This window comes from Pseudomonas sp. LW8 (genome assembly GCF_041956865.1).
Taxonomy (GTDB): Bacteria; Pseudomonadota; Gammaproteobacteria; order Pseudomonadales; family Pseudomonadaceae; genus Aquipseudomonas; species Aquipseudomonas siliginis.
The window spans coordinates 3,889,914-3,912,480 of record NZ_CP168138.1; the positions used below are offsets into that span (position 1 = coordinate 3,889,914).

The window sequence follows — 22,567 nt, forward strand, 5'->3', positions numbered from 1 at the left end:
CTGTGCCGACCGCGCAAGGCATCGGAATGCGCTGAGGCCGGGGATCTGCACCCGGGCCATTCACCAATGAGAACGGATGGAGTGGGGAAATAATTAGTCGGCAGGCACGACGTCCAGCGGGGCCAGGGTGCGGCGGCGTGTCGCAGTTGGCAAAACACATCGACTTACAGCACTACTTCTCTTTCTCATTTGACAATCATTATCATTCAACATAATTTGTCGCTCGATGTGTAGGACGGCGCCGTCCCCCGAGGCCCTCCCACTAACCTATTGGCAGCAAGGTGATTTCCATGACGGAACAAGTATCCACAAGCAGGTGCGATTCACCGCTACTTCAGGCATTCGTCGACAATCGACTGATTCTGGTCAAGATTGCAGCCCGCATTACCGGTTGCAGGTCTCGTGCCGAAGACGTGGTTCAGGATGCGTTTTTCCGACTGCAATCGGCGCCGCCGATCACGTCGTCGATCAAGGCTCAGCTGAGCTACCTGTTCCAGATCGTGCGCAACCTCGCCATCGATCACTACCGCAAGCAGGCGCTCGAACAGAAATACTCAGGCCCGGAAGAGGAAGGCTTGAACGTGGTGATTCAGGGCGCTTCGCCGGAAACTTCGCACATCAACTTCTCGACTCTGGAACACATCGCCGATGCGCTGACCGAACTGCCCAGCCGCACCCGCTATGCCTTCGAGATGTACCGTCTGCACGGCGTGCCGCAGAAAGACATCGCCAAGGAACTGGGCGTATCGCCCACCCTGGTCAACTTCATGATTCGTGATGCTTTGGTGCACTGCCGCAAGGTCTCGGGCAGTCGGCGGGATGCGGTGATTGCGGGTCGTCGTTAGGATCCGGATTCTGCGTCAAGCCATTCGCGAGCAGGCTCGCTCCCACAGGGTTTGATCAACGACACAAACCCAGTGTGGGAGCGAGCCTGCTCGCGAAAGCGGCCTCAGACCCAACGAAATTCCGAGGCCGAACACATCAGGCCAACCGGCACCGATCAAAAAACCGCTCCCGCCCCAGAATCATCAGCGCCGCGCGCTTGTGCGGAAAATCGAATTCCTTCTCGCAGTGAAAGCATTGGTTGTGCATATGCCCGATCATCTTCGCGTTGTCGGCACGCGGCTCGGCGACCACGCGCTGGGTGCGTGGATCATCGAGAAACAGGTAATGCACCAGCGCCGATAACCAGCTCGCCACTTTATGCGGGCCGCGATGACTTTCCTCGCCGACCAGCATGTGAATGCCACGGTCGTAATCGCCGGCATCGTAGAACGGCGCGATGCGATCTTCCTTGGCCCAGTAGGCTTCGAAGTAAGCGAAAGGCTGGTCATCGAAACAGCCAATCAGCGTCAGCGTGTGCGGATCGGCCTCGAGCTTGCCGAGGTATTCGCGATGCTGCTCAAGGCTGCCCTCCTCCTGCCAGAAACTCGCCACGCGCGGGCTGTTCTGCCAGCGATTGAAGCGCGACAGATCTTCTTCGATTTCCAGCGTACGCAAGGAAATCCACGCGCCGAGCCGCGCATCGAAACGCCGATAGACTTCACCGCGCGGTTTCACCGGTCGCAGCGGATGGCGCCTGCCGTGGCTGATGACCATTTGCTGCGGATAGCTGCCGGTCAGTGAAGTGCCCAGCCACGGCTGCGGCAATTGCCAGAACAGCGTGCGCTCGCAGCGATATTCGCCGGCGACTTCGGTGTTGATCAGCAAACCACTGCGCAAGGCTTCGGTCGGTGGCTGATCGAGTTGCCAGATCAACTGCTGACACGCCGGGTCACGGGCGAACAGCCAATAACAGGCTGCCCACAAGGCGTGGCCGGGCGGCAGAGCGAAACGCTCGTCGAGCTGGATCGGGCCATTGGCCTCGCGGTCCAGGCGCAGCCGAATCAGCGGTTGCCCGTCCAGGCTCAGGCTCAGCCGGCTCTCGGTAGCATCAGCGATCAATCGACTGCCCGAGGGCAACGCCAGGGCAGTCAGGTCATTCAGATTGGACATGGGTCGGGCTCACGTAATCGTCGACAGTTCAACGAAGTGACGTGAGCCGGGAGGGGAAATTTAAGCGCGAGAGGCAATTAGCGCTTCAGTGATGAGGCGCCGGCATCACGGCAATCCTGTAGGGCTCGAAAATCCTCAGCAATTCGCCGTTGTCGCGCAAACGCTGCAACAGGTTGCCGAAGGCTTCGCCGGTGATAGGAGCGCTTGGTCGCAGAATCGCGTAATGGTGATAGATCTGATCGGTACGCTGCGACGCCAACAGCTCATCGCGGACCTTCTCGTTGCGCAGCAGGTAATCGAACAGATAGGAACGGGTGACCAGGGCAATGTCGGCGCGCCCGCGCAGGACCATCAGCAGGTTGCTGTCGTGGGAATAGGTCAGCGTCGCGTTGTAGTTTTTCGCGAGATATTTCGGGTCTGCGTTGAAGTCGGCGAATTCGTAGTGATAACCGCTGAACAGCGCCAGACGTTTGCCCGACAGGCTCGAGAAGTAGTTTTGCTGGCGGCCGTCTTCGCGTTGCGCGACAAAAATCTCGGCGTCTTCCAGGCCCATGTCGACGTCGTCGTGGGGAATGTCCTTCCAGCCCCACTCGGGGTTCTCGAAGATCGCCATATCGATGCGGCCTTGCTTGAAATCACCGAAGCGGCGCGGGATCGACGTCGGCACCAGGACAAATTGATAGTCGCTCTGCGAGCGGTTCAGCGCCTCGACCAATTGCGGCAACAGGCCGGTGTCGGCGCCGTTTTCCGGGCGAATCGTATAAGGCGGGAAATGCGCGGCGCCGACCCGGACCAATTGCGCTGACTGAGCGGGCAATACCCATAACGCAGCCAGCGCAGCGAGCAGCAGCCCGGCGGCTGTCCGAATTGGCGAAGACTTCAAAACACCCCACTCCCCGAAAAAAATAGCGATCAATGCATTCAAGCTAGGCGGTTTCGCCGACTTAGCCAGTTTCCCGGCCGGTCCGACAACCGTTCAACGCGCTTCGAGGACCAGAATCAACGCTTCATCGGCGAGTTGATCGAGGCTCAAACTGCCGCCAGCACGGAACCAGGTGGTGGTCCAGGACAGTGCGCCGGTAAGGAAACGTCGGGTAATAAAAACGTCGCCGCGAATAAAGCCGGCGTCCTTGGCCTCGCCCAGAACCTGCAGCCAGAGGTCTTCATAAACATCACGCAAAGCGAGGACTTTAGCCTGGCCGTCTTCGGACAATGAGCGCCATTCGTATACCAGCACGGCCATCGCTTCGCCACTGCCGCCCATGATCGACTGCAACTCGCAACGAATCAGTGCCAGCACCCTTTCGCGCACATCGCTCGTCTCGGCCAAGGCTGCGCGCATCAACGCGGTGTTGTAGCGGATGGTTTCCTCCATCACCGCGCGGAGAATTTCATCCTTGCTTTTGAAGTGATGAAAAATGCTTCCCGACTGAATGCCCACAGCACTGGCCAGATCACGCACTGTGGTGCGCTCATAGCCTTTGTTGCGAAACAGGTGAGCCGCCACTTGCAGCAATTTGCCACGGGCGCTGTCCGGGTCGGTCAACTGGCCTTGGTCGACCAGTTCGCGCATGACCCGCAGGGCTTTTTGCTCGTCCACCCGTTCTCTCCTACAGTCGATCAGTGTGTTGCCCCCTGTAACCGCAGGGTTGCGCGCAATTTAAGCCGCGCGCGGGCACCAAGCAAGCGCTTGGGCAGAAGAATGTTTCGCCTGTTTACAAACCAAGCGCTTGCTTGGTAGCCTCCAGACACTTCTGTCGCAGGTCCCTGAGTCGGAGATAAAAATGCCAACCACCGTGCGTATCGGCTGCGCCAGTGCCTTTTGGGGCGACACCTCCACCGCTGCCGCCCAGTTGGTGACGGGCGGAAACGTGGATTATCTGGTGTTCGATTATCTGGCCGAGATCACCATGTCGCTTATGGCCGGTGCGCGTCTTAAAGATCCCCAGGCCGGATTCGCCGGGGACTTCATTGAAGTGCTGGCGCCGCTGCTGACGCAGCTGTCCGAACAGAACATCCGCGTGATCAGCAATGCCGGCGGGGTCAATCCGCAGGCTTGCGCGGCGGCCCTGCAAGCGGCCTGCGACCAGGCTGGGGTCCAGCTGAAGATTGCCGTGTTGCTCGGCGATGACCTGCAAGGACAGCTCAAAAACCCTGCCGACATCAGCGAAATGTTCAGCGGCGCGCCGCTTCCGCGGATGTGCGTGTCGACCAACGCCTACCTCGGCGCGCCGGGGATTGTCGAAGCTTTGCGCCTGGGCGCCGACATCGTCATTACCGGCCGGGTGGTCGACAGCGCCGTTGTCAGTGCGGCGCTGGTTCACGAATTCGGCTGGTCGTGGCATGACTACGACAAACTCGCCCAGGCCGCGCTGGCCGGGCACATCATCGAGTGCGGCGCACAGTGCACCGGCGGTAATTTCACCGACTGGCGCGAGGTGCCGGATTACGAGCACATCGGTTTTCCGATCGTCGAGGTCAGCGCCGATGGCCAGTTCCTCGTCAGCAAACCCGAAGGCTCCGGCGGACTGGTCACGCCATTGACGGTCGGCGAGCAGATGCTCTACGAAATCGGCGATCCGCAGGCCTATCTATTACCCGACGTGATCTGCGATTTCAGCCAGGTCAAACTCCAGCAACAAGGCAAAAACGTCGTGCACGTGCACGGTGCCAAAGGCCTGCCGCCTACCGATAAATACAAGGTCAGCGCCACGTACCCGGACGGTTTTCGCTGCACCGCCAGTTGCCTGATGGCCGGCATCGACGCAGTGGACAAGGCACGGCGAGTCAGTCAGGCAATCATCGACAAGACCGCCGAGATGTTCAGCCTGCGCGGCTGGGCGCCGTACAGCGAAACCCATGTCGAACTGCTCGGCAGCGAAGCCACCTACGGCCCCCACGGCCAGCGCCGCGACAGCCGTGAAGTGGTGATCAAAATCGCCGTGCGCCATCCTGACAAACGCGCGCTGGTGCTGTTTTCCAGAGAGATCGCCCAGGCCGCGACCGGCATGGCGCCGGGTTTGACCGGCATCGTCGGCGGTCGTCCGACCGTATACCCCCTCATCCGTCTGTTCTCTTTCCTCATCGATAAAAGCGCCTGCACCCTGCAAGTCGACATCGCAGGCGAACGTCATCCGTGCGCCCTACCCGACCCAGTGGCCCTCGACAGCGCAGATTTGCCGCTCGCCCAGCAACCACCGAAACCCCAGGGCCGCGCCGATGCCAGTGTGCCGTTGGTGAAACTGGCGGTGGCGCGCTCCGGCGACAAGGGCAACCACAGCAATATCGGCGTGATGCCGCGCCATCCCGATTACCTGCCGTGGATCGCCGAAGCGCTGACCACCTCGGTGGTGGTCGACTGGATGCGGCACGTCCTCGATCCGCTTCTCGGGCGTGTCGAACGCTGGTATCTGCCCGGCACCCACAGCCTCAACTTTCTTTTGGAAAACGCCCTCGGCGGTGGCGGTGTCGCCAGTCTGCGCATCGACCCGCAAGGCAAAGCCTTCGCCCAGCAACTATTGGAAATCCAGATCCCGGTGCCGCAGAGCATCGCCGAACAGCTCGACTAGAGGATGGTGTGCATGGCTTACGCGTCGATTTTCCGCGCCGATCTGTTCAGCGGCCAGAACCTGATTGTCACCGGTGGCGGCAGCGGCATCGGTCGCTGCACCGCCCATGAACTGGCGGCGCTCGGCGCCAATGTGCTGCTGGTCGGGCGCAAGCCGGAAAAGCTGGAAAAAGTCGCCGCCGAAATCACCGAGGACGGCGGCCGCGCGCACTGGAAGGCCTGCGATATCCGCGATGAAGAAGCGGTCAAGCAACTGGTCAAAGAGCTGATCGCCGAACACGGGCCGATCCACGGCCTGGTCAACAACGCCGGCGGCCAATACCCGTCGCCCTTGGCCTCGATCAATCAGAAGGGCTTCGAAACCGTGCTGCGGACCAATCTGGTCGGCGGCTTTCTGATGGCCCGCGAAGTGTTCAACCAGTCGATGAGCAAACATGGCGGCAGCATCGTCAACATGCTCGCTGACATGTGGGGCGGCATGCCCGGCATGGGCCACTCTGGCGCGGCGCGTTCGGGCATGGACAACTTCACCAAGACTGCCGCGTTCGAGTGGGGTTACGCCGGGGTCCGGGTCAACGCGGTGGCGCCGGGCTGGATTGCGTCCAGCGGCATGGACACTTACGAAGGCGCATTCAAAGCGGTGATTCCGACCCTGCGCGAGCATGTGCCGCTCAAGCGTATCGGCACCGAATCGGAAGTCAGTGCGGCGATCGTGTTTCTGCTCAGCCCGGCGGCGGCATTCATCAGTGGCACCACAGTGAAAATCGACGGCGCCGCCAGCCTCGGCAGTCGTGCCTGGCCGCTGCACAAGGCCAGCCACAGCGAATCGTTCAATGGTTTCCACCGCGCGTACTTACCAGAAGTGTTGCGTCCCGACGTGCTCAAGGACAAGGAATAAGCCATGGCGCAGATTCAGTCGCAACTCGATCCGCACAGCGAAGCGTTCGCGCGCAACCGCGCGGCCATGCTCGCCGCCATCGAGCAGGTGCAGCAGCTCGAACAGAACCTGCTGAACAAGGCCGCCGAAGCCAAAGAAAAATTCAGCAAACGCGGGCAACTGTTGCCCCGCGAGCGCTTGAACCTTTTGCTCGACCCCGGCGCGCCGTTCCTCGAACTGGCCAGCCTCGCCGGCTACAAGTTGCACGACGACAAGGACGGCAGTTCGGCCGGTGGCGGGCTGATTGCCGGCATCGGTTATGTCTGCGGCATCCGCGCGATGGTGGTCGCCAACAACAGCGCGATCAAGGGTGGCACGATCTCGCCGAGCGGCCTGAAAAAATCCCTGCGCCTGCAACAGATCGCTCGGGAAAACAAACTGCCGATGATCACCCTCGCCGAAAGCGGCGGTGCCAATCTCAACTACGCGGCGGAGATTTTTGTCGAAGGCGCGCGCAGTTTCGCCAACCAGGCGCGCATGTCCGCGATGGGTTTGCCACAGATCACCGTGGTGCACGGCTCGGCCACCGCAGGCGGCGCCTATCAACCGGGGTTGTCGGATTACGTGGTGGTTGTGCGCGGCAAGGCCAAGCTGTTTCTCGCCGGCCCGCCATTGCTCAAAGCGGCGACCGGCGAAGTGGCCACCGATGAAGAACTCGGAGGCGCCGAAATGCACGCGCAAGTCGCCGGCACTGCCGAATATCTCGCTGAAAACGACGCTGACGGCATACGCCAGGTCCGCGACATCATGCGCATGCTGCCATGGAACGAGCAGTTGCCGTGGCTGCCGGAGCCGCAATTCAAAGAACCGCTCTACCCCATCGACGAACTGCTCGGGCTGATCCCGGACGATGCAAAAAAGCCCTACGACGTGCGCGAAATCATCGCGCGGATTGCTGACGAGTCGGACTTCCTCGAATTCAAAGGCGAGTTCGATCAGCAAACCCTTTGCGGCCAGTTGAAAATCCAGGGCCGCGCCTGCGGCTTCATCGGCAACAACGGCCCGATCACCCCGCAAGGTGCGAGCAAGGCGGCGCAGTTCATCCAGTTGTGCGACCAGAGCCAGACGCCGCTACTGTTTTTCCACAACACCACGGGTTTCATGGTCGGCACCGAATCGGAACAGCAAGGGGTGATCAAGCACGGCTCGAAACTGATTCAAGCGGTGGCCAACGCACGGGTGGCTAAACTGACCATTGTCGTCGGCGGTTCCTACGGCGCCGGCAACTACGCCATGTGCGGGCGCGGGCTCGATCCGCGCTTCATCTTCGCCTGGCCCAACAGCCGCACGGCAGTGATGGGCGGCGCACAGGCCGGCAAGGTCTTGCGCATCGTTACCGAAGCCAAACAGCTCAAGGACGGCATCGAGCCCGATCCGAAAATGCTCGACATGCTCGAACAGATGACCGCGCAGAAACTCGACAGCCAATCCACCGCCCTGTATGGCAGCGCCAACCTGTGGGACGACGGCCTGATCGATCCGCGCGACACCCGCACCCTGCTCGGTTACTTGCTGGATATCTGCCACGAAGCCGACACGCGCACGCTGCAACCCAACAGCTTCGGCGTCAGCCGCTTCTGACCGCCACGGATCCTACGGAGAACAACAACAATGATCTTCACCCCGGAACACGAAGCCCTGCGCCGCACCGTCCGCCAGTTCGTCACGCACGAGATCAACCCGCACGTCGAAGAATGGGAAAAGGCCGGGCGCTTTCCGATCCATGAGATATTCCGCAAGGCCGGTGAGCTGGGCCTGCTGGGCATTTCCAAGCCGGAAAAATTCGGCGGCATGGGCCTCGACTACAGCTATTCGATCGTCGCCGCTGAAGAGTTCGGCACCATTCATTGCGGCGGGATTCCGATGTCGATTGGCGTGCAGACCGACATGTGTACACCCGCCCTCGCCCGCTTCGGCTCCGATGAATTGCGCGAAGAATTCCTGCGCCCGGCGATCACGGGCGAACAGGTCGGCTGCATCGGCGTTTCCGAAGTCGGCGCCGGCTCCGATGTCGCCGGGCTGAAAACCACGGCACGCAAGGACGGCGATGACTACGTGATCAACGGCAGCAAAATGTGGATCACCAACTCGCCGAGCGCCGATTTCATCTGCCTGCTGGCCAACACTTCGGACGACAAGCCGCACATCAACAAGTCGCTGATCATGGTGCCGATGAACACCCCGGGGATCAGCCTCAGTTCGCACCTGGACAAGCTCGGCATGCGCAGCTCGGAAACCGCGCAGGTGTTCTTCGACAACGTGCGCGTGCCGCAGCGCAACCGCATCGGCCATGAAGGCGCCGGGTTCATGATGCAGATGCTGCAGTTCCAGGAAGAACGCCTGTTCGGCGCGGCGAACATGATCAAGGGCCTGGAATATTGCATCGACAGCACCATCGAGTACTGCAAGGAGCGCAAGACCTTCGGCAACGCGCTGATCGACAACCAGGTGATCCACTTCCGCCTCGCCGAATTGCAGACCGAAATCGAATGCCTGCGCGCACTGGTCTATCAGGCCACCGAGCAGTACATCAAAGGCCAGGACGTCACCCGACTGGCATCGATGGCCAAGCTCAAGGCCGGGCGTCTCGGCCGGGAAGTCAGCGACAGCTGCCTGCAATATTGGGGCGGCATGGGCTTCATGTGGGACAACCCGGTGGCCCGCGCCTATCGCGATGTGCGCCTGGTATCGATTGGCGGCGGCGCCGATGAAATCATGCTGGGGATCATCTGCAAACTGATGGGCATCCTGCCGGGGAAAAAGAAATGAGCCGCCTGCCCGATTGCCAGACGCTGTTGCTGGAACTGCATGGCGGCGTGCTGCACATCACCCTCAACCGCCCGGACAGCCGCAACGCGATGAGCCTGCAAATGGTCGCCGAACTGCGCGCGGTGCTGGCGGCGGTGCGTGATGACCGCACAGTGCGGGCCTTGGTGCTCAGCGGTGCCGGCGGGCATTTCTGCGCCGGTGGCGACATCAAGGACATGGCCAATGCCCGGGCTCAGGGCGCGGAAGCTTACCGCGAGTTGAACCGGGCGTTTGGTGCGTTGCTGGAACAAGCCCAGCACACGCCGCAAGTGCTGATCACTGTACTGCAAGGCGCCGTACTTGGCGGCGGCTTCGGCCTGGCTTGCGTCAGCGATGTTGCGATTAGCGATCACAAGGCGCAGTTCGGCTTGCCGGAAACCAGCCTTGGCCTGATCCCGGCGCAAATCGCGCCGTTTGTGGTGCAACGGATAGGCCTGACCGAAACCCGCCGACTCGCGCTGACGGCGGCGCGTTTCGATGGCCCTGAGGCGCAGCGATTGGGGCTGGTGCATTTCGTTGAACAGGATGCGCAAGCGTTGGCCGAGCGACTGGATGAGGTGTTGCAACAGGTGCTGCGCTGCGCGCCGGAAGCGAATGCGATGACGAAAAAATTGTTGCTGGCGAGTGCCGGACAGCCGTCGAGTGCATTGCTCGATGAGGCGGCGCAGTGGTTCAGCGCGGCGGTGACTGGAGACGAGGGAATCGAGGGGACCATGGCATTTATGCAGAAACGTAACCCTCGGTGGGTCAGCTAAAAGCTTCGCGAGCAGGCTCGCTCCCACAGGTCGAAATGCATTCCAAATGTGGGAGCGAGCCTGCTCGCGAAGAGGCCCGCACCTTCGCCGCCCAAAACTCAGGAGCCCCCGAGTTCGCAGTTGAAATGCGCTCCAAATGTGGGAGCGAGCCTGCTCGCGAAGAGGCCCGCACCTTCGCCGCCCAAAACTCAGGAGCGCCCGAATTCGCGGTTGAAATGCGTTCCAAATGTGGGAGCGAGCCTGCTCGCGAAGAGGCCATCCCATTCACCGCTATCATTTCAGGAACCCCACCATGCCTACCCTCCACAAAATCCTGATCGCCAACCGCGGTGAAATCGCCTGCCGCATCCAGCGCACGGCCCAGGCGCTGGGCTATCGCACAGTCGCCGTGTTCAGCGACGCCGACGCCGATGCGCTACACGTGCAAATGGCCGACCAAGCCGTGCATATCGGCCCGGCGCCGGTGCAGCAGTCGTACCTCAACATTGCGGCGATCCTCGACGCCGCCCGCCGCAGCGGCGCCGACGCGATTCACCCGGGCTACGGCTTTCTCTCGGAAAACGCCGATTTCGCCCGCGCCTGCGCCGAAGCCGGGCTGATTTTCATCGGTCCCAGCGTCAAAGCTATCGAACTGATGGGCAGCAAACGCCTGTCGAAAATTGCCATGCTCGACGCGGGCGTGCCATGCATTGCCGGCTATCAAGGCGCAGCGCAGGACGACGCGACCCTATTGGCCGAAGCCGCGCGGATCGGTTATCCGCTGATGATCAAGGCCAGTGCCGGTGGTGGTGGACGCGGCATGCGCCTGGTCCACGAGACCAGCGAACTGGCGGCGCAACTGCGTACCGCGCGCTCCGAAGCAATGAACGGTTTCGGCAGTGACGAGTTGATTCTCGAGCAAGCGTTGGTCGAGCCACGCCATGTCGAAGTACAGCTGTTCGGCGACCAGCACGGGCATCTGGTCTATCTCGGCGAACGTGATTGCTCGATCCAGCGCCGCCATCAGAAAGTCATCGAAGAAGCGCCGTGCCCGGTGATGACCGCCGAGCTGCGCCAGGCCATGGGCGAAGCGGCGCTTAAGGCCGGGCGCGCGGTGGATTACGTCGGCGCTGGCACCGTGGAGTTCCTGCTCGACGCGCGCGGGCAGTTCTACTTTCTGGAGATGAACACCCGTCTGCAGGTCGAGCATCCGGTGACGGAATTGATCACCGGGCTGGATCTGGTCGCGTGGCAGTTGCTGGTCGCCGAAGGTCAGCCGCTACCGCTGACGCAGGAGCAGGTCCGCCTCGACGGTCACGCCATGGAAGTGCGCCTCTACGCTGAAGATCCCGCTGCGGATTTTCTCCCGCAAACCGGCCGAATTGCCGCATGGCAGCCGGCTTCTGATCACGGCGCACGGATCGATCACGGTCTGCTTGAAGGTCAGTCGGTCAGCCCGTTCTACGACCCGATGCTGGGCAAACTGATCGCCCACGGTGCCACCCGCGAAGAGGCGCGGCGCAAGCTGTTGCGTGCGGTGCAGGACACGGTGCTGCTTGGCGTGCAAAGCAATCAACGCTTGCTCGAAGGCCTGTTGCAACATCCGCAGTTCATCTGTGGCGATTTCAGCACCGCCTTCATCCAGCAACATTTTTCCAGCCATGCCTGCCTCAATACTTATGTGCCGACGGCGAAGCAACTGGCGATTGCTGTGGTGTTGTTCTATCAGGCCAGCGCCCTGCCCCATCGCGCCCCGCTGAACGGCTGGCGCAACAACGCGAGCGTGCCGTTGCACTATCGACTCGGCAGTGACGAGCAGGACTGGACGCTGTCGGTGCTGGCGCGCAAATCGGGCGAGTTGGTCGTGCAGGCTGGCGAAAGCACTGTGGCGGTGAAAATCATTGAGCACACCGCGCAATCGGTAACCATGGAAATCCACGGCCTGCGCCAGCGTCATGCCTACCGTCTGCACGATGGGCAGCTATGGCTGTTCACCCATCCAGGCAGCCTGCGCTTGGAGGATCGAACTCATGCGCCGATCGACAGTCAGACCAGCGTCGCCTCCGGCACCCTCAAAGCGCCGATGGACGGTGCCATTGTCGATGTGTTGGTCAGCGAAGGCAGTACGGTCAGCAAGGGTCAATTGCTGGTGGTGCTGGAGGCAATGAAAATGGAGCATCCGTTGAAGGCCGGCATCGATGGCGTGCTCAAACGGGTGCAAGTGAAGGTCGGCGATCAGGTAAAAAATCGTCAGGTTCTGTTGCAGGTCGAGTAGTCGCCCGGGCACAAGCGCGGGGTTTGACTACGCTCTGATAAATCAGAACGCGGAAATCAGGAACCCTGCGATGCCCCATTGGCTGGTCATAGATCTGGAAGCCACCACAGACGAGGGTGGCTGGCCGGTCACGGAAATGGAAATTATCGAGATCGGTGCGACCCTGGTCGACCGCGCCGGGCGCGAGCAGGATCACTTCCAGCGCTTCGTCAAACCGACCCGCCGGCCATTGCTGACGTCGTTCTGTCGGGAGCTGACGCATATCACCCAGGCAAACATCGATTCGGCGCAGCCGCTGAGCGACGTCTGGCCAGCCTTTGAGCGCTGGCTTGCGCAGCATCAGGCTCGCCTTGAAGGCTGGGCCAGTTGGGGCGGTTACGATCGCCAGCAATTGCTGCAGGAGTGGCAGCGCCTGCACATCGACAGCGGCCTGAGCAAAGTCCCGCACATGAACCTCAAACAGCGCTTCGCCAAGGCCCGCCGCCTGGAACGACCGCTGGGGCTCAACGCCGCGTTGCAACTGGCGGGCATGCAGTTCAACGGCCAACAACATCGCGCGCTGGAAGATGCCCGCAATACTGCACGGTTATTGCCGCTGGTCCTGCCGCTTTAGACGCGTGACGGCGCGAAAAGCCTTGTGCATACTGGCCGCCCCCTTTTAAGCCCTTTTCGAGGAATCCGCCCATGTTTAAAGTCAACGAGTACTTCGACGGCACCGTCAAGTCGATCGCCTTTGGCACCGCTGAAGGTCCGGCGACCATTGGCGTCATGGCCCCGGGCGAATACGAATTCGGCACCAGCCAGCGCGAGATCATGCACGTGGTGTCCGGCGCGCTGAACGTAAAACTGCCAGACAGCAGCGACTGGGAAAACTTCGCCGCCGGCAGCCAGTTCAACGTTCCGGCCAACAGCAAGTTCCAGCTGAAAGTCGAAGTGGATACCGCTTACCTGTGCGAATACCGCGGCTGATCCCGCCGGTTTCACAGCGCAAAAAAATGCCCGTGTCCAAAAGACCCGGGCATTTTTCGTTTCAGCGGCAACCTATTCGAGGATTTCCACCGGCATGCCGACTTCCAGGCGGCCGTTGCCGTCGTTGACCAGATTCTGCCCGAACATCGCGCCATCAGCGGTGCTGCGGTGCTTCTGCAACGTCGCGAACGGCTCGCGATCGGCGCTACGCTCACCGGTTTGCGGGTCGACAGTGGTCATGATGCAACGCGCGCACGGCTTGACCACGCGGAATTCGATGTCGCCAATGCGAATACGCTTCCAGTTGTCCTCGGCGTAAGGCGCGCTGCCTTCGATGACCAGATTCGGACGGAAGCGCAGCATCTCCAGCTCTCGCCCTACCGTTTCCGAGAGTGCCAGCCGCGAGGCTTCGCCGATCAGCAGCAATGGATAACCGTCGGCGAACGCCACTTGATCGTCGTCCTTGCCGAAACCCGACTGCGTGGTGCGCGCCCGCTCAAGTGGCATTTGCACCAGACGTGTCGGCTTGCCGAGGAAGTCACTGACAAAACGCGCGGCTTGATCACCAGCGTCCGGCACCCGCAGGGTGTCACGCCAGATCGTCACACCGCGCAGCTCGGCGTCGGCAGCGGGCAGCGCGACTTCGATAGCACCCTGCTCGGGAGCGCTGAGGGTCAGACCGCCGCCGGCATTCCATAACGCCGACAGCTGACTCATCTTCGCTTCGGCACGCTGGGTCAGAAAGCGCCCGCTGGCCTCGTCCACCAGCATCCAGCGTCGGTCGCCCGCCAGCCCGAGCTTGTCCAGCTCAATGCTTTGCAGGATTTCGCCCTTGCCGGATTTCAACGGGTAACGATAAAGCGCGCTCAGACGCAGCATGGCCAGCTTCCTTGGAGGAAAAACGCCACCCTATACGAGCTTCAATAGCGAATCAAAGCCGTCATTAATGTAAATACACTTCTGTGGGAGCGAGCCTGCTCGCGAAGAGGCCGGCACATTCACCATCAATGTGTCCGACCCTGCGCTTTCGCGAGCAGGCTCGCTCCCACAGGAAGCAAGATGTGCGTGTTTCAGGCCGGCACGGCGTCGAGCATCAGACGCTGGCGCACCACATCAACCAATTTGTCCGGCTGGAATTTGGAGAGGAAGTTGTCGCAACCGACCTTCTTCACCATCGAGTCGTTGAAACTGCCGGACAGCGAGGTGTGCAACACGACGTACAAGCCACGCAGGCGAGGGTCGTTGCGAATTTCCGTGGTCAGGCGATAGCCGTCCATTTCCGGCATTTCCGCATCGGTGAAGATCATCAGCAGTTTATCGGTCATGTGCACGCCGGTATCGGCCCAGGCCTTGAGCATGTTCAAGGCTTTCAAACCGTCGCTGGCGATGTGCATTTTCACCCCGAGCTGGCCGAGGGTGTCGCGCAATTGCGAAAGCGCTACGTTGGAATCATCCACCAGCAACACTTCGCGGCCACGGGCGCGCTCGAGTACCGGATCGTCGAGTTTCTCGCGCGAGACCTTGGCGTTGTACGGGACGATTTCAGCGAGGACTTTCTCGACGTCGATGATCTCCACCAGTTGATCGTCGACCTTGCTGATCGCGGTCAGATAATGCTGGCGGCCGGCACTGGTCGGCGGCGGCAGAATGGCTTCCCAGTTCATGTTGACGATGCGGTCGACACCGCCGACGAGGAAGGCCTGCACCGAACGGTTGTATTCGGTGACGATGATCGTGCTGTTCGGGCCCGGCACCAGTGGGCGCATACCGATTGCCTGCGACAGGTCGATCACCGGCAATGTCTGCCCGCGCAGATTGACCACGCCGCAGACGAAGGGATGACGCTGCGGCATCAGGGTCAGCTTGGGCAGTTGCAGCACTTCCTGAACCTTGAACACGTTGATCGCGAACAGCTGGCGTCCGGCCAGGCGAAACATGAGGATTTCCAGGCGATTCTCACCCACCAGTTGCGTGCGTTGGTCTACCGTGTCGAGAATGCCGGCCATCAATGACTCCTGGGCTTGTTCTGATGAATTCACTATGGGGGTTTATCGGCTGCATTCAGCTAATCTTGATTGCTGTAAAGCGCGCCGCTAAAAATGCCATAAATGGCCATTGATGTCACACTGACATCATGCTTTACTGGCAATCGTGATTTCATCTGCTAGATTCATTGCGGCGCGACCTCGGTTTGCACGTTAGGTTCCCGCGCCTAAGGGATTCCCCTAGGATCAATCAGGCCCAACCTGATATTCGCCATTTCCAATAGCCATTACTGTGACGCCATTCTCATTGCATGAACGGAGTCAGGCTATTGTGTGCGATCGCAATTCAGTGGCAACCCACCCTCTGGAACCCTTCGGTCCGTGCACCTGCACCGCCGGGCGCGATCTGCCGACGATTCACGATCGTCGCCACACACGGCCATCCGTCAACCAACACGACGTGGTGGAGATGAACATGCCAATCGACCGTAAAGACTGGGCGCAACGCTTCCCCGAATTTCTGGTCGAGGCCGAAACGCTTCTCGCCAAGTCCGAAGAATGCCTGAGCCATCTGCAACTGATCAGCAATGACAAGGATGCCATCGACTGCATGCTCGGCACTCTGCTGAAGCTGGCCGGCCGGGCCGAAGCACTGGCGCTGGAAGCGATCTCCGAGTTTTCCCTGCACATCTACAGCCTGCTCAATTTGCAGCAGGATCACGTAGATCTGCACGAGCAGGCCCTCGATGCGTTACGTGACTGCCTGACCTTGATGGCGTGGCAGCTCGAGCTGGTCGATCCCAGGACCGGGCAGCTGACCCTGGATAAAAGCGAACAGACTGATCTGCTCGAAGCCTTCGCGGCACAAATGGGCCAAACCTCGTTCGAGCCCAAGATGGTGAGCAAACGTTTGCTCTCTTCATCCTTTACCGCGCGCCAGGCTTGAGCCGGTAAGTCGCGATATTGTCGTAAATGAATACTTCGTGCCTGAAAGCGACAATCCGGGGCAAATAATCAGCCCGACCAACGGTTAATTTTCAGGTGCCGCCATCAGGGTTTTCCCTGTGCCCACCGAGCGACACTTCCAGGCAAATCGAAGTGGCCCAAATACAACAACTCCAGCTTTTTCCAATATGGAACTTGCGTCCACGATCCGATATTTCCTGACTGAATAGACATATATAGCAACCGCGACCAACGGTATGTTAAGTGGTATTATGCCGCCGGTTAGTTGCCTGCCGGTTAATGGCATACTGACTTCAGTGTTACCTTTTCGATGTTATTGCCGGTCAATGATCGCTTAATGAATGCGGTTTGAATCAATAACATAAATGACAGTATTTCCACACAGAGATCCGCCAGTCACCGGTCGGTCTGCCCGCAGCGAACATCCATTGGCTCCATCCGTTATGTACGCCAGTCTCAAGTCACTCATTACATGGCCACCTTCTCGGGAAAACGCCCGGCGCTTCACACTTGTTCTGTGTGTTCTGGCGACCTTGGGCAGTCTGCTGGCGTATGTTGTTTCCGCACGCCTTCCTTTGGGATTGCTGGCGCTCGACATCGCCGCCACCGCGTGCGTCTGGGTGCAATATCGCTTGTCGCGCAAATCGATCAAGTTTCAACCACAAGAGCTGGCTGATCGACTGTTGCAAGTTCAGGAAAACGAGCGCCATCGCCTCAGCCGGGAATTGCACGACGATATCGGCCAGTTGCTCACTGCCGCCAAGCTGCAAAGTGACTGGCTCAAACGCCGCCTGCCGGAGGATCTGCAGGAACAATGCAAGGTGCTCTGCGACACACTGGATGAAACCCTGACCAAGGTGCGTGACGTCTCGGCGATTCTCAATCCACGTCAATTGACCAGTCTGGGCCTCGAAGCCAGCCTGCGTGCGCACTTGCTCAAGACACTGGCCAACACGCCGGTTAACTGGAGTCTCGATTGCCAGCAACGGCTCAACGGCATCCCCGAAGAAATGGCCGTCGCGGCGTTTCGCATTGCCCAGGAAGCCGTGACCAACATCCTGCGCCACGCACAGGCAAAAAACCTGTTGATTCGGGTACAGCGATTGCCGCAAGGTCTGACGCTGTTGATCAGTGATGACGGCCTGGGTTTTGCCCCGGCGGCCGACCCGGCCAGAGAAGGTCAACGCGGCATGGCCGGAATGGCCGAGCGTATCGAACAGTTGGGCGGCACATTGAGCGTTATCAGCGAGCCGGGCAAAGGCACTCGAATCGAAGCACTATTCCCGTGGGCGCCTCGGGCACTCGAACGGGCCAGTACGAATAAGGTTATGCGTTGACTTGTAACTTACTTCTGGTGGATGACCACTCGCTGATCAGAGCCGGCGTGCGTGCTCTGGTTCTGGATATTCCCGGTTACGCGGTAGTCGGCGAAGCCAGTGATGGTTCGCAATTGCTCGAAATGGTCGAGCAACTGAGCCCCGACATCGTATTGCTGGACATCTCGATGCGGGAAACCGGTGGCCTGGAAGCGCTGCAACGCCTCAAGCGTGTGCGGCCGCAGAGCAAAGTGCTGATTCTGTCGATGCACACCGACCCGGCGCTGATCATGCAAGCGCTGGAGTCCGGTGCCCATGGCTACCTGCTCAAGGACACCACGGCCACCGAGCTCGAGCACGCGCTGGAAGCCCTGCGCAACAACGAACGCTATCTCAGCCCGGCCATCGCTCACACCGTGATCAATCAGGCACTGACCCGCAACCAGAAAAGCCAGCCGGACATCGCCGATTCGCACAATCTGACCGCGCGCCAGCTGGAAATCCTTCGCCTGATCGTGCGCGGCAAATCGACCCGGGAAATCGCCAACGGCCTGGGCTTGAGCGTCAAGACCGTGGAAACCCACCGCGCACAGATCATGAAGCGCCTGCAGATCTATGACGTGGCGGGCCTGGTGCTGTTCGCCGTGCGCGAGCAGATCATCAGCCTTGATGACTGATTGACGGTTGTTGGCCCAATAACGGCGAGTCTTTCGGCAAGTGCACCTGCAACGCTGCGGGTTTCGCAACAAAACGCAGACTGTCGCCTTCCAGCGGCTCGCCGTCGAGATTGATGCTCAGCCCTTCGGCGACCTTGATCTCGACCCACGGCAATCGCGCCCGCACGAACATGTTGTCGAGGCCGAAGCCCTCGCTCAGCAGATTCTTCAGCGTGCCGACCAGTTCTTGCGGTGCCGGCAGGATACTGATGTCCAGCAAACCATCATCGACCTGTGCCTCGGGGCACAGCACATGGCCGCCACCCGCCTGCCGACCGTTACCGATACCCAGCGCCAGCAGCTCACCCTGCCAATGGAAATCCGGGCCTTGCAACTCGCCGTAAGCGGCATGCAGTTCGCTGAACCGGGTCAGGCCGGTAAACAGATACGCGGCGCCGCCCAAGACCTTCTTCAGATCTTCCGAAGTATTGGCGGTCACCTGGCTGCCGAATCCGCCGGTAGCCATGTTGAGGAAAATCTGCCCGCCCACTTCGCCCAGATCGATATCCGAGGGCTGAACATCCAGTAGCTCAAGGGCTTCGGCAGGCTCCAGGGAAATACCGGCGGCGCGGGAGAAATCGTTGGCGGTTCCCAGCGGCAGCAACACAAGACTGGCTTTTTGCGGATGCTGAGCCAGCGCCTCGGCAATATCGCGCAACGTGCCATCACCGCCACCGGCGATGATTTTGCTGTAGCCGGCCGCCAACGCTTCCTCGACCAGACGCTGGGCGTCGCCGGCCTCCCAGGTCACTCGCACAGCCAGTTCCCAGCCTTGCTCACGCTTGGCTTCGACGGCAGCGCGGACATCCTCGTTGAGTGCCTGTTTGCCATGCAAGATCAGCAGTGCCCGGCGTTCACTCATAACGTCACTCCAAGAATTGAAATCGATTGAAACATCTTGACCACTGTGCGCCTTAAAAAAGCCACCGAGCTGGCAATTAATTCTTCGTCCAACTGCTGGCGTCCTACACAGCGGTATTTTTTCTTACGAAACAAGAGGAATCGGCTTAATTGACCCCGTCCGACCATTGGGTCACCGTGTGCCAGCAGCATCAACCTTCAACCCATTAACACAAGGATGTGCCGGTAATGAACGGATACCCCCCGATTTATTTCCATGAATCGAGCAATGGCAAAACCAGCAAGCGTGCAGTTGATACGATCGGCGAGAACTTCCATGCACAACCATGAAACCAAGGCACCGGTGAGCCCGGTCGCCGCTCTCGCCGAAAGTCGTGCCAGCAAGAAACCAGACTTCTGTAACAGCGCCAAGACCCCTGGAGAGTTTGATATGGAACCCCGAGTCAGCGAGCTGGAGACTCACTTCAAATACATGCGCCGCGATATGGACGAAGTGCTCAATGATGTCCGGACGATCAAACACCGCCTGGCGTATTCGGCGGGTGCCACCGCTGTCATCCTCGGACTGCTGGGCTGGGTGGCCAACAGCCGATTCGACCAGTTGGTGACATTGATCAGCAACTGACCGAATCATTCGTTGCACGCGCCGTGCGTATCAGCCGACGCGTGCATGGGCGAGATGCTCTACCCCAGAAGGTCACTGAGGGGAATGAAGCTCACTGCATCACCCTCGCTCAGCGTGCGGCCTTCTCGGACTTCCACCAATCCGTCGGCCCACGCCGCACTACGCAGCACACCCGAACTCTGGTTGCGGTAAATGATCGCCCGCCCCTGTTCCAAGCGCCCGCGCAGATATTCACGACGGTTGCCGGCCACCGGCCAGACAAAGCCTGCTGGCACTGCAAACTTGAGCGGCTCGACATCTTGCACACCCAGGCGTCGCAATAAATAGGGCCGCGTCAGCAAGGCGAACGTCACCAGCGTAGAGGCGGGATTGCCGGGCAGGCCAATCACCGGCACGTTGCGGAAATGACCGAACGTCAATGGTTTTCCAGGCTTGATGGCCAGCTTCCACAAGGCCAGTTCGCCTTCCTCTCGCAAGGCAATGCCGAGAAAATCCGCTTCACCGACCGAGACACCGCCAGTAGATAGAATCAGATCGACATTGTGCAGCTCGCCCAGCCGCGTCCGCGTCGTGGGTAGATCGTCCGGAAGAATTCCGCCATCGATCACTTCGCAGCCCAGACGCTGCAACCAGCTGCACAGAAGTACGCGATTGCTGTTGTAGATCTGGCCCGGACCCAATGCCTGACCGGGTTCAACCAGCTCGTCCCCAGTGGACAGAACCGCCACCCGCGGCTTGCGCACGACGTTAACCCCGGCACAGCCAAGCGAAGCAGCCAGGCCCTGCTCAATCGGTCCGAGCCGGGTGCCAGCTTGCAGCACCAATTCACCGACCGTGGTTTCCTGGCCCTGCGGACGAATGTTCTGCCCGGCCTTCAAAGGCTCAAGAAAGCGCACTCGGCCGTCGGCCTGAACTTCGGCGTTTTCCTGCATCTCGACACAGTCAGCGCCCGCCGGTAACGGCGCCCCGGTAAAGATGCGTGCGCAGGTACCTGGTTCCAACGACTGCGGAGATTGCCCGGCAAACACCTTTTGACTGACCGGCAGCGGCTCGCCCTGCCAATCAGCCAGGTTCAAGGCGTAGCCGTCCATGGCGCTGTTCGGCCACGGCGGCAGATCCAGCGTCGAGATCAGATCTTCAGCCAGCACCCGCCCTTCGACTTGAGACAGCGGCAAGTATTCGCGCTCGACAATGCGCGACGCATCGGCCATGGCCAGCAAACGCTCGAGCGCCGTTTCGACAGGCAGCAGACTGCCGGTCTTGCCCGGCTTACCCACGGGATTCACACGGCGCCGCCTGCTTCAGGTGGGTGACAAAGTTGCACGGACGATGACGGGCGTCCAGTTGCTCAGCGAGAATGCCGTCCCAGCCGGTGCGCACTGCATTGGTCGAACCCGGCAGGCAGCACACCAGCGTGCCGTTGGCCAGACCAGCCAAGGCCCGGGACTGCACGGTCGAAGTGCCGATATCGGCCACGGAGATCTGGCGGAACAGTTCGCCGAATCCGTCGACCTGTTTGTCGAGCAGGCATGCCACCGCTTCCGGTGTGCTGTCACGCCCGGTGAAGCCAGTGCCGCCGGTGATCAGCACAACCTGGACCACATCGTCGGCAATCCAGTTGGCGACTTGCGCGCGAATTTTGTAGAGATCATCTTTAAGCAGAACCCGCTCGGCGAGCGCATGGCCGGCCGCGATCAAGCGATCGACGAAGACCTGGCCGGAGGTATCGGTTTCCAGGGTCCGGGTGTCGCTGACAGTCAGCACCGCAATATTGAGCGGCACGAAAGGTACATCAGCCTTGGCTTTCATAGGCTCTTCCAGTTGTAGGGGAAACAGCCCGGTGTTATATCACAGCGGCTCATTTTTCCGCCGCCCCTCTGGAGAGTCGTCATGCCCTCGAACAAGCCGTTGCCACCCTGCTCCGTCCTGCTTCTGGCCGGTGGACGCGGTCAACGCATGGGCGGTCAGGACAAGGGCCTCATCGAGTGGCTGGGCGAGCCGTTGATCGCGCATCTGCAGCGCAAGGTGCGGCCGCTGACCGACGATCTGATCATCTCGTGCAACCGCAATCGCGAGCGTTATGCCGGGTTTGCCGATCAGTTGGTAATGGATGATGAAGGCGATTTCCCCGGGCCGCTGGCCGGTATTCGTGCTGGACTGAAAGCGGCGCGCCATGCGCATTTGCTGGTGTTGCCATGCGATGTGCCGCGAATCGACACGGCGTTGCTGGAAGCCATGCTGACCACTGCCGATCTGCAACGTGAAAAACCTTTAATGCTGCGCCACGGCGAGCACTGGGAACCGCTGTTGTGCGTGATTCCGGTGGCGCTGTTGCCAGCGTTCGAAGCAGCCTGGAATGCAGGCGAGCGCAGCCCGGGCAGGGTGATGCGCAGTCTCGGCGCCGTCGCATTGCAATGCCCTGACAACGACCCGCGACTGGCCAACCTCAACACCCCCGAATTGTTACATCTGCACAACACTGTGTCAGACTGACACTATCCAAGGAACTCTCACGCCTTGTTTACGTCTCAAGCTCAGTAACCAGAAGATTTCCCATTCGGAGACACACTCATGACTCAACGGACCCTCGCCACTTTCATGCTCGCACTGGGCCTGGCAACCCTCGCCGGTTGCTCCTCGCCGACAGTGATCACCTTGAATGACGGTCGCGAAATCCAGGCCGTCGACACCCCGAAATACGATGATGATTCGGGCTTCTACGAGTTCCAGCAGCTGGACGGCAAAGAGACCCGCATCAACAAGGATCAGGTTCGTACCGTTAAAGAGCTGTAAGGCTCCGCGTCGTTACCGG

General features: G+C 60.4%; 22 protein-coding genes and 2 pseudogenes. 16 read left to right on the plus strand and 8 right to left on the minus strand.

The window, feature by feature from the left end; translation table 11 throughout:
- The first annotated feature begins 290 nt into the window (after window positions 1–290).
- A complete protein-coding gene (locus tag AB9L16_RS17515) occupies window positions 291–845 on the plus strand; it encodes an RNA polymerase factor sigma-70 (RefSeq protein ID WP_008088195.1) in 555 nt (184 codons plus the stop codon).
- A 136-nt stretch (window positions 846–981) separates the two neighbouring features.
- Here AB9L16_RS17515 and AB9L16_RS17520 read toward each other — a convergent pair whose 3' ends face one another.
- The 3 genes from AB9L16_RS17520 to AB9L16_RS17530 form a co-directional block, all read right to left on the minus strand.
- On the minus strand, window positions 982–1,995 hold the full coding sequence (locus AB9L16_RS17520) for a GNAT family N-acetyltransferase (protein WP_258707012.1): 1,014 nt from the start codon (window positions 1,993–1,995) through the stop codon (window positions 982–984).
- An 85-nt stretch (window positions 1,996–2,080) separates the two neighbouring features.
- Complete coding sequence (locus tag AB9L16_RS17525; protein WP_041478456.1) at window positions 2,081–2,878, minus strand: ABC transporter substrate-binding protein; 798 nt, start codon at window positions 2,876–2,878, stop codon at window positions 2,081–2,083.
- Window positions 2,879–2,971: 93 nt separating this feature from the next.
- Window positions 2,972–3,595 (minus strand): TetR/AcrR family transcriptional regulator, encoded by a 624-nt coding sequence (locus tag AB9L16_RS17530; protein WP_375122472.1) that lies wholly within the window; start codon window positions 3,593–3,595, stop codon window positions 2,972–2,974.
- Window positions 3,596–3,779: 184 nt separating this feature from the next.
- Between AB9L16_RS17530 and AB9L16_RS17535 the strand changes: the two genes are divergently transcribed.
- The 9 genes and pseudogenes from AB9L16_RS17535 (at window position 3,780) to AB9L16_RS17575 (ending at window position 13,286) form a co-directional block, all read left to right on the plus strand.
- Entirely contained in the window at window positions 3,780–5,564 is a 1,785-nt protein-coding gene (locus AB9L16_RS17535; protein WP_375122473.1) for an acyclic terpene utilization AtuA family protein, read from the plus strand.
- 12 nt (window positions 5,565–5,576) lie between these two features.
- Window positions 5,577–6,461, plus strand: coding sequence for an SDR family oxidoreductase (locus AB9L16_RS17540; protein ID WP_073472477.1), 885 nt, complete (start codon window positions 5,577–5,579; stop codon window positions 6,459–6,461).
- Between the two features lie 3 nt (window positions 6,462–6,464).
- On the plus strand, window positions 6,465–8,081 hold the full coding sequence (locus tag AB9L16_RS17545) for an acyl-CoA carboxylase subunit beta (protein WP_375122474.1): 1,617 nt from the start codon (window positions 6,465–6,467) through the stop codon (window positions 8,079–8,081).
- Between the two features lie 30 nt (window positions 8,082–8,111).
- A complete protein-coding gene (gene atuD / locus AB9L16_RS17550; protein WP_056788533.1) occupies window positions 8,112–9,269 on the plus strand; it encodes a citronellyl-CoA dehydrogenase in 1,158 nt (385 codons plus the stop codon).
- Window positions 9,266–10,063: an enoyl-CoA hydratase/isomerase family protein gene (locus AB9L16_RS17555; RefSeq protein ID WP_375122475.1), complete on the plus strand. Its 798-nt coding sequence runs from the start codon at window positions 9,266–9,268 to the stop codon at window positions 10,061–10,063. The genes atuD and AB9L16_RS17555 overlap by 4 nt, the downstream gene beginning before the upstream one ends.
- Window positions 10,064–10,355: 292 nt before the next feature.
- Window positions 10,356–11,871, plus strand: a pseudogene (locus tag AB9L16_RS17560) (acetyl/propionyl/methylcrotonyl-CoA carboxylase subunit alpha); the annotation flags it as partial.
- 95 nt (window positions 11,872–11,966) lie between these two features.
- Window positions 11,967–12,317: pseudogene (locus AB9L16_RS17565) on the plus strand (acetyl-CoA carboxylase biotin carboxyl carrier protein subunit); the annotation flags it as partial.
- Between the two features lie 70 nt (window positions 12,318–12,387).
- Window positions 12,388–12,930 (plus strand): exonuclease domain-containing protein, encoded by a 543-nt coding sequence (locus tag AB9L16_RS17570; RefSeq protein WP_076563704.1) that lies wholly within the window; start codon window positions 12,388–12,390, stop codon window positions 12,928–12,930.
- A gap of 71 nt (window positions 12,931–13,001) precedes the next feature.
- Window positions 13,002–13,286 (plus strand): pyrimidine/purine nucleoside phosphorylase, encoded by a 285-nt coding sequence (locus AB9L16_RS17575; RefSeq protein ID WP_122700117.1) that lies wholly within the window; start codon window positions 13,002–13,004, stop codon window positions 13,284–13,286.
- A 72-nt stretch (window positions 13,287–13,358) separates the two neighbouring features.
- On the opposite strand, the gene AB9L16_RS17580 is transcribed toward AB9L16_RS17575, so the two are convergent.
- Entirely contained in the window at window positions 13,359–14,165 is an 807-nt protein-coding gene (locus AB9L16_RS17580) for an MOSC domain-containing protein (protein WP_095182186.1), read from the minus strand.
- Between the two features lie 191 nt (window positions 14,166–14,356).
- Window positions 14,357–15,292 carry a chemotaxis protein CheV gene (locus AB9L16_RS17585; RefSeq protein ID WP_016770829.1) on the minus strand — a complete coding sequence of 312 codons (936 nt, stop codon included), beginning with the start codon at window positions 15,290–15,292 and terminating at the stop codon, window positions 14,357–14,359.
- A gap of 454 nt (window positions 15,293–15,746) precedes the next feature.
- On the opposite strand from AB9L16_RS17585, the gene AB9L16_RS17590 reads away from it, so the two are divergent.
- The 3 genes from AB9L16_RS17590 to AB9L16_RS17600 all read left to right on the plus strand — a co-directional run bounded on the left by AB9L16_RS17590 (window position 15,747) and on the right by AB9L16_RS17600 (window position 18,230).
- Entirely contained in the window at window positions 15,747–16,217 is a 471-nt protein-coding gene (locus AB9L16_RS17590; RefSeq protein WP_056788632.1) for a hypothetical protein, read from the plus strand.
- A 463-nt stretch (window positions 16,218–16,680) separates the two neighbouring features.
- Window positions 16,681–17,574 carry a sensor histidine kinase gene (locus AB9L16_RS17595; RefSeq protein WP_024013690.1) on the plus strand — a complete coding sequence of 298 codons (894 nt, stop codon included), beginning with the start codon at window positions 16,681–16,683 and terminating at the stop codon, window positions 17,572–17,574.
- Window positions 17,571–18,230: a response regulator transcription factor gene (locus AB9L16_RS17600; RefSeq protein ID WP_056788523.1), complete on the plus strand. Its 660-nt coding sequence runs from the start codon at window positions 17,571–17,573 to the stop codon at window positions 18,228–18,230. The genes AB9L16_RS17595 and AB9L16_RS17600 overlap by 4 nt, the downstream gene beginning before the upstream one ends.
- Here AB9L16_RS17600 and yegS read toward each other — a convergent pair.
- Complete coding sequence (gene yegS, locus AB9L16_RS17605; protein WP_217851645.1) at window positions 18,214–19,131, minus strand: lipid kinase YegS; 918 nt, start codon at window positions 19,129–19,131, stop codon at window positions 18,214–18,216. The two genes, AB9L16_RS17600 and yegS, sit on opposite strands and share 17 nt — an antisense overlap.
- A 315-nt stretch (window positions 19,132–19,446) precedes the next feature.
- Here yegS and AB9L16_RS17610 point away from each other — a divergent pair, with 315 nt between their 5' ends.
- On the plus strand, window positions 19,447–19,755 hold the full coding sequence (locus tag AB9L16_RS17610) for a hypothetical protein (protein WP_172834003.1): 309 nt from the start codon (window positions 19,447–19,449) through the stop codon (window positions 19,753–19,755).
- Between the two features lie 59 nt (window positions 19,756–19,814).
- Here the strand turns inward: AB9L16_RS17610 and glp are convergent, their stop codons facing one another.
- Both glp and moaB read right to left on the minus strand, forming a co-directional pair.
- Window positions 19,815–21,041, minus strand: a complete 1,227-nt coding sequence (glp, locus tag AB9L16_RS17615) for a gephyrin-like molybdotransferase Glp (protein ID WP_375122476.1) — start codon at window positions 21,039–21,041, stop codon at window positions 19,815–19,817.
- A complete protein-coding gene (moaB, locus tag AB9L16_RS17620) occupies window positions 21,025–21,564 on the minus strand; it encodes a molybdenum cofactor biosynthesis protein B (RefSeq protein ID WP_016770598.1) in 540 nt (179 codons plus the stop codon). The genes glp and moaB overlap by 17 nt, the downstream gene beginning before the upstream one ends.
- 81 nt (window positions 21,565–21,645) lie before the next feature.
- Here moaB and mobA point away from each other — a divergent pair, with 81 nt between their 5' ends.
- Both mobA and AB9L16_RS17630 read left to right on the plus strand, forming a co-directional pair.
- Complete coding sequence (gene mobA / locus AB9L16_RS17625; protein ID WP_056788518.1) at window positions 21,646–22,248, plus strand: molybdenum cofactor guanylyltransferase MobA; 603 nt, start codon at window positions 21,646–21,648, stop codon at window positions 22,246–22,248.
- A 78-nt stretch (window positions 22,249–22,326) separates the two neighbouring features.
- Window positions 22,327–22,548 (plus strand): YgdI/YgdR family lipoprotein, encoded by a 222-nt coding sequence (locus tag AB9L16_RS17630; RefSeq protein ID WP_016770600.1) that lies wholly within the window; start codon window positions 22,327–22,329, stop codon window positions 22,546–22,548.
- Window positions 22,549–22,567: the final 19 nt, after the last annotated feature.

Excerpts from the sequence above, each read along its gene's own strand:
- AB9L16_RS17545 (WP_375122474.1), top strand. The coding sequence starts at position 6,465 with ATGGCGCAGATTCAGTCGCAACTCGATCCGCACAGCGAAGCGTTCGCG.
- moaB (WP_016770598.1), bottom strand. The coding sequence starts at position 21,564 with ATGAAAGCCAAGGCTGATGTACCTTTCGTGCCGCTCAATATTGCGGTG.
- AB9L16_RS17610 (WP_172834003.1), top strand. The coding sequence starts at position 19,447 with ATGCACAACCATGAAACCAAGGCACCGGTGAGCCCGGTCGCCGCTCTC.
- AB9L16_RS17580 (WP_095182186.1), bottom strand. The coding sequence starts at position 14,165 with ATGCTGCGTCTGAGCGCGCTTTATCGTTACCCGTTGAAATCCGGCAAG.
- atuD (WP_056788533.1), top strand. The coding sequence starts at position 8,112 with ATGATCTTCACCCCGGAACACGAAGCCCTGCGCCGCACCGTCCGCCAG.
- AB9L16_RS17585 (WP_016770829.1), bottom strand. The coding sequence starts at position 15,292 with ATGGCCGGCATTCTCGACACGGTAGACCAACGCACGCAACTGGTGGGT.
- AB9L16_RS17535 (WP_375122473.1), top strand. The coding sequence starts at position 3,780 with ATGCCAACCACCGTGCGTATCGGCTGCGCCAGTGCCTTTTGGGGCGAC.
- yegS (WP_217851645.1), bottom strand. The coding sequence starts at position 19,131 with ATGAGTGAACGCCGGGCACTGCTGATCTTGCATGGCAAACAGGCACTC.
- AB9L16_RS17575 (WP_122700117.1), top strand. The coding sequence starts at position 13,002 with ATGTTTAAAGTCAACGAGTACTTCGACGGCACCGTCAAGTCGATCGCC.
- AB9L16_RS17515 (WP_008088195.1), top strand. The coding sequence starts at position 291 with ATGACGGAACAAGTATCCACAAGCAGGTGCGATTCACCGCTACTTCAG.
- AB9L16_RS17555 (WP_375122475.1), top strand. The coding sequence starts at position 9,266 with ATGAGCCGCCTGCCCGATTGCCAGACGCTGTTGCTGGAACTGCATGGC.
- AB9L16_RS17520 (WP_258707012.1), bottom strand. The coding sequence starts at position 1,995 with ATGTCCAATCTGAATGACCTGACTGCCCTGGCGTTGCCCTCGGGCAGT.
- AB9L16_RS17570 (WP_076563704.1), top strand. The coding sequence starts at position 12,388 with ATGCCCCATTGGCTGGTCATAGATCTGGAAGCCACCACAGACGAGGGT.
- AB9L16_RS17590 (WP_056788632.1), top strand. The coding sequence starts at position 15,747 with ATGCCAATCGACCGTAAAGACTGGGCGCAACGCTTCCCCGAATTTCTG.
- AB9L16_RS17595 (WP_024013690.1), top strand. The coding sequence starts at position 16,681 with ATGTACGCCAGTCTCAAGTCACTCATTACATGGCCACCTTCTCGGGAA.
- AB9L16_RS17540 (WP_073472477.1), top strand. The coding sequence starts at position 5,577 with ATGGCTTACGCGTCGATTTTCCGCGCCGATCTGTTCAGCGGCCAGAAC.
- AB9L16_RS17630 (WP_016770600.1), top strand. The coding sequence starts at position 22,327 with ATGACTCAACGGACCCTCGCCACTTTCATGCTCGCACTGGGCCTGGCA.
- mobA (WP_056788518.1), top strand. The coding sequence starts at position 21,646 with ATGCCCTCGAACAAGCCGTTGCCACCCTGCTCCGTCCTGCTTCTGGCC.